The organism is Nitrospira sp. BLG_2, assembly GCF_049222245.1.
In genome coordinates, this window is sequence record NZ_JBLYIG010000125.1 from 1 (window position 1) to 3,160 (window position 3,160).

A 3,160-nucleotide genomic window follows, 5' to 3' on the forward strand; every position below is an offset into this window, starting at 1 on the left:
CAGATATTGATGCCATAACAGAGACTCGATCGCCGAAAGACGGGATAGTCAGTTCCTGCGACAACGCCGGGCTCGTTTGGGTAAGCCTTCGCGTAGCGTCCAATGACACGACCATGTTCGATTACAAACGCGCTGTTGACAATGACATCACCTCGTCGTTCAAAGGCTCCGACAATGACGGTCGGATCCGCCCAAGCAAGGCGGGAGCAGATCATTTCCAGTCCACCGTCAGCCAGTCTGTCGGCGCGTGCAGCGATGACCTGCGGATCGTAGGAATGTCCAAGCAAAAAGCTTTCCGGAAATAAGGCGATCTGAATGCCTTCCCTCGCTGCCCAATAAAGATCCCGTTGCAGCACGTCACACACATGATCCATGTCGTCGAAAATTGCACGGCGCTGAAAGGCAGCGATACGCATAGGAAAATGCTACAGTCGCAGAGCGATGCTGGAGGAGCATCAACTCCAAACGGGAGGAAACATACTCAGCAAACCGCTGAGGCGAAACTATGACCGATCTACCGCCCAGCCACAACTCAGCGTGGTGATCATAGCGAATTCTCAGCTTCCGCCGTCGAAACGCCGATTATAGCCAGTAAGTATGCTAAATTTTGTCCCACACTCCATGCAAACGCGCCATTCCGAAGACCTCGCTCGGATTCACGTGTTCGGCGCTGCAGGCTCGGGCGTCACCACGTTGAGCAAGACGTTGGCCGAAGCCCTCTGCTTGCCGTACCGCGACACTGACGAGTATTTATGGATGCCCACAGAACCGCCATATCAGACGAAGCGCCCCCTTGAATCTCGAATTGACATGCTCAGAAGAGACGCTCAGGCGCCAGCGTGGATTCTTGGAGGTTCCCTCGATCAATGGGGAGCGGACGCCATTGTATCCAGACTGACGCTTGCCATCTTTCTGACGTTGGATCAAGAGGAGCGTCTGGCAAGGCTGAAGATTCGGGAACGCCTTCGTTTCGGTGACCGCATTGCCTCAGGTGGAGATATGTATCGGATCCACCTCGACTTTATGGAATGGGCAGCAGCCTATGAATCCGGTCGTTAGATCTCCGAACACGCGCAAGACATGAGCAATGGATGACCACCTTGTCAGGTCCGATTCTCCGTCTTTCAGGAATGGTATCAACCTCTGATCAAGTGAACGTAGTCCTCGGAACTCATACATAATCGCTATGGGGTGGTTGTGGCATGGTGACAACCTGAAATCTTCTATGGGTTCATTTTTGGAGCTATTGAGTGGAGCAGATAGAGATTGAAGAGCTATTTAAGGATTCCTCGCGAGCGATCAAACTCTATTATCAATATTCCACTGATGCATACTATGACGTGCTGACTGAATCTGTTCCCCATGGTTGGACTGTTAAGCTTCAACTCAAGATGCTTGCACAGAGATTAGAAAAGTCATCGGAGAGCGTGCTGTTTGAACCTTTTGTCGAGAGGCCGAAAGCTTTTAAAGTAGTTTTCAGGGGCAAAGATATCGCTTTTCTGCAGATTGGTCATGATGTCTGGAACAATCGAGTCAGAGTGTGGGAGCTGTTGGTCCTTCCAGAGTATCGACGCATGAGGATCGGGTCCAAGTTAATGACGTTAACGAAGGCTGAAGCAAAAGCTCTCGGAGCAAGGGCCATTGTTCTGGAAACCCAAAGTTGCAATGTGCCGGCGATCCACTTCTATCTGAAGCACGGCTTTCAATTGATCGGATTTGACCTGACCCATTATTCAAATGATGACATGGCCCGCAAAGAAGTGAGGTTAGAGTTCGGGCTGTCCATTGTTTGATGGAATAGCGGCTGGATTAGTGCAGTGACTTCTGGCCTCCCAAAGGCAAGCCCGACAATCGGGGAAGCGACGGCGAGGCGCTGCGGCGGGAAAGACCGATATGAATATAATCCAATGTACCTTTGACGGTCACGCAGAGCAAATCCTAGAGATTATGAATGAAGCCATCGTAAACTCTACTGCTCTGTACGACTATCATCCACGCGCACCGGGGAGTATGGTCCGGTGGTTTGAGTCAAAAGAACAGTCCAGCTTTCCCGTGATAGGACTTGAGGACAATGGCGGTCGCTTGGCAGGATTTGCATCCTACGGCCACTTTCGGGACTGGCCAGCCTACAAATATACGGTGGAGCATTCGGTGTATGTTCGCTCGGACGTTCGTGCGAGAGGCTTAGGAGCGACCCTCTTAAAGGCACTCATCCAACAAGCACAAGAGCAAGACTACCACGTCATGGTCGGTGCAGTAGACCGGAGGAATGAGGGCAGCGTCAGGCTACACACGAAACTGGGATTTGTTCATGCCGGTACCTTGAACGAAGTGGGCTACAAATTCGGTAAGTGGCTCGATCTTTCATTCTATGTTTTGACATTGCCTGTGCCTGCCTTGCCTACAGACGGTTAGATGGTTTCGAAGAGCTGATAAGCCATTCATGCAATGTCCTTATGATTGAAGTTGCAACAAAACCACAATTTCACATCGTATGGAACATTATCGATCGGTGTCGCAGTTCACTTCTTGGCCAAGGCATTTTTCAGTGGGACGACCACTATCCAACTGTTGAAACCGTCCGGGCAGACATCGCAGATAGGCGACTCTATTTACTGACCTCTTCAGGCATTGGTCGGGCGGTTGTCACAATTGATGCAAAGACTGAACCTCAGTACTCCACAGTCTCATGGACGACCATTGAACCCACCCTGATCGTACACCGCCTCTGTGTCGATCCAGCATTTCAACGGGGCGGATTCGGCCGGCAGCTCATGGACTATGTTGAGAACTATGCAAGGCGTCATCGATATGCCAGCCTGCGCCTCGATGCCTATTCAGGAAATCCGCGAGCCCTTGCACTGTATCGGCGGCGTGGATATCACGAAGTCGGTCAGATTGTGTTTCCCCGTCGAGTGCTGCAGTTCACATGCTTTGAGCTGAGCTTAGAGCGTTGAATCTTGGAGAAAGTACGAAATTCAACCATCTTTTAACCGGCGGACCATCTCGCAGTAGAAGGTATCGGCCAGCCGCTCCAGATTCACGCAGTCCGCTTCGTTGTAACCGAGCAGCAGATCTCTGGCGCTCCCATCATGGCCGTGCCGCCATCGATTCCATAGCAGCACCGCATCATGACCATTCAAGCCCTGCAGCTCTGCCG

General features: G+C 51.6%; 6 protein-coding genes. 4 read left to right on the forward strand and 2 right to left on the reverse strand.

The window, feature by feature from the left end; genetic code table 11:
* The coding region (locus ACOSYY_RS03625; RefSeq protein ID WP_421660906.1) for a nitrilase-related carbon-nitrogen hydrolase at positions 1-416 on the reverse strand (416 nt) is incomplete at its 3' end.
* Positions 417-660: 244 nt separating this feature from the next.
* Here ACOSYY_RS03625 and ACOSYY_RS03630 point away from each other — a divergent pair.
* From ACOSYY_RS03630 to ACOSYY_RS03645, 4 genes are all read left to right on the forward strand, one after another.
* A complete protein-coding gene (locus ACOSYY_RS03630) occupies positions 661-1,059 on the forward strand; it encodes a P-loop NTPase family protein (RefSeq protein WP_421660907.1) in 399 nt (132 codons plus the stop codon).
* 191 nt (positions 1,060-1,250) lie between these two features.
* Positions 1,251-1,793: a GNAT family N-acetyltransferase gene (locus ACOSYY_RS03635; RefSeq protein WP_421660908.1), complete on the forward strand. Its 543-nt coding sequence runs from the start codon at positions 1,251-1,253 to the stop codon at positions 1,791-1,793.
* Between the two features lie 100 nt (positions 1,794-1,893).
* Positions 1,894-2,415 carry a GNAT family N-acetyltransferase gene (locus ACOSYY_RS03640; RefSeq protein WP_421660909.1) on the forward strand — a complete coding sequence of 174 codons (522 nt, stop codon included), beginning with the start codon at positions 1,894-1,896 and terminating at the stop codon, positions 2,413-2,415.
* A gap of 41 nt (positions 2,416-2,456) precedes the next feature.
* Positions 2,457-2,957 (forward strand): GNAT family N-acetyltransferase, encoded by a 501-nt coding sequence (locus tag ACOSYY_RS03645; RefSeq protein WP_421660910.1) that lies wholly within the window; start codon positions 2,457-2,459, stop codon positions 2,955-2,957.
* A gap of 21 nt (positions 2,958-2,978) precedes the next feature.
* Here ACOSYY_RS03645 and ACOSYY_RS03650 read toward each other — a convergent pair.
* On the reverse strand, positions 2,979-3,160 hold a 182-nt coding region (locus ACOSYY_RS03650), incomplete at its 5' end, for a ribonuclease H-like domain-containing protein (protein ID WP_421660911.1).